This is a genomic window from Phenylobacterium sp. (assembly GCF_031412415.1).
Classification (GTDB): domain Bacteria; phylum Pseudomonadota; class Alphaproteobacteria; order Caulobacterales; family Caulobacteraceae; genus Phenylobacterium.
On the sequence record NZ_JANOCX010000261.1, the window covers coordinates 1 to 1,878 of the forward strand.

Sequence of the window (1,878 nt, forward strand, 5' to 3'; positions counted from 1 at the left end):
GAGCCCCAAGCGGCCATTGCGCCTCGCATATTTCTGCCGTGGACTTGCCAAGCATTTCAAAGCGAGTGTTCGTCCCCCTTAAGCTCAATGGCCTGGACCAGGGCGCCCCGCTCGCCCGGAACCAAGGTGAGTTGGGCTCCCTCCTGCGCCAGCGGCTGCCCCAAGCCGAGCCGGGCATAGTGCTCGACGCCGGCGCGGTCGCGCAGGACCACGAAGGTCGACTGACCGAGCTCGTCATGTGACCCGCTGCGGACCACGCGCCCCTGGACCCGCTCGCTCCCAAGCAGCTTCACCTCACTCACGCCCTCCAGGCGCCGCTGGTTCAGAGTGCGAATGATGTCCTTGCTGATCTGCAGGGACCGCAGCCTCGGCTCGAGATCGCCGGCTAGCCGATAGGATTTGCCCACCCGCTCGGCCAGGCCAAGCCGCTCCAGATGGCGGAGCCGTCCGCGGGTCAGGGCGTGCCAGGCGTCGCTGCGCCCCACCCCGTCGGCGACCAGGCCATCGGCCTGAACGCCCTCCATCAGTCGGCGATCCAGCGGCGTGAACCGGTCGGCCTCCGTGTCGCGCCAGACCTGGCGCTCGGCCTCCAGGCGCGACAGGTCGCCCAGCCGCGCCTGCGCCGCCTCCTGGGCCCGCGCGCGGAAGCCGTAACCGATGTAGTGGCGCGGTATGACCAGGTCGCGCCCGTCCTCGCGACGGCCTCGCACCAGGACATGGGCGTGGGGCTGGTCGGTGTCGAAATGACAGGTCGCCACCCAGGTCAGGTTGGGCTCCCCCAGGTCGTCCGCCACCCGCCCCATGACCTCGCGCACATAGCCCCGCAGATCAGAGATCCGGTCGCCATGCTCAGGCGAGATGATGAAGCGGAAGTGATGCCGATCGCCCGCCCATTCACGGGCGATCGCGCCGGCGTCGATCCCCTCGTCGGCGCGGTCGAAGAACTCCGCCTTCGCACCCTCAACCCCGGCCCCGCCGCGACCAAGGTAGGACACGTGCCGCGCCAGCGCCGCGCCCCGCGCGGCGGCCACCCCGACATGCCGCGACACCATGGCCTTGACCACCACCCGCTGGCGGACATCGAGGCGGAAGACACGGCCGGACCGTCGCTGGGCCGCGCTCAGGACTCCGGCGCGATCTCCCAAAGCGAAGGCGCGGGACGCCGCCAGCCGACGGAACAGGGCCGTGCGCACCACCACCGGATCGGATTTCATCGCCCTCGGAAGCGGATCTCCAGCCGGTCCGCTGTTCTCGGCGGATCGCGCCCGTAGCCGGTCTTCCACGGCGTCGCGGATCAACATTGGACCGGCCTCCCGCTCACTGGAACGGCTCCTGCGCACTCAACTCAGCGCAAGTCGCGCCGGCCAGCCGCGGTGTCCGCAACCTCCTGGGACGGTACGACAATCGGCGCCGCCGAGAACCGCCTTTTATCTTGCCCTACCCTCTCATTCGCACGATTTTCGCAAGCTCGATCAACACGCTACAATCGACACCTCATCCAATCAATTTCGGGCGAATGGTTACCCCCGACCGCCTGGAGCCTCCGCCAACACGAAGAAGCCCGCCCGGCCACGAAGGCCGAGCGGGCGAAGATGTCGGACGCGGAGTCGGCCTCAGTCCGGCCTGCCGCGGATCGGCACATGCCGCACGCCGCTGTTCTGGGCCTGCTGCGCCTGGTTCAGGGCCGGGCCGAACGGATGGCTTCCGTCGGCCCGCGCCGCATCCAGGGACTGGGCCAGGGTGAGGCAGCAGACCGGCTCCAGGGCCATCAGCTCGTCATTGGCCCGGAACGGGGCGGCCTTTGCGTGCCGATCGAAATCCGCCCGGGCGAGGACCAGGACCACCCCCTTCTGCTGGGCCCACTGGATCGCGAGCTTC

The 1,878-nt window shown here is 69.4% G+C and carries 1 protein-coding gene and 1 pseudogene; both read right to left on the minus strand.

The genetic code is table 11. From position 1 onward, the window contains the following. Window positions 1-56 precede the first annotated feature (56 nt). Complete coding sequence (locus RMO04_RS12820) at window positions 57-1,301, minus strand: DUF3363 domain-containing protein (protein ID WP_309645172.1); 1,245 nt, start codon at window positions 1,299-1,301, stop codon at window positions 57-59. Window positions 1,302-1,613: 312 nt separating this feature from the next. After that, window positions 1,614-1,878 (minus strand): annotated as a pseudogene (locus RMO04_RS12825) (DUF2493 domain-containing protein); the annotation flags it as partial.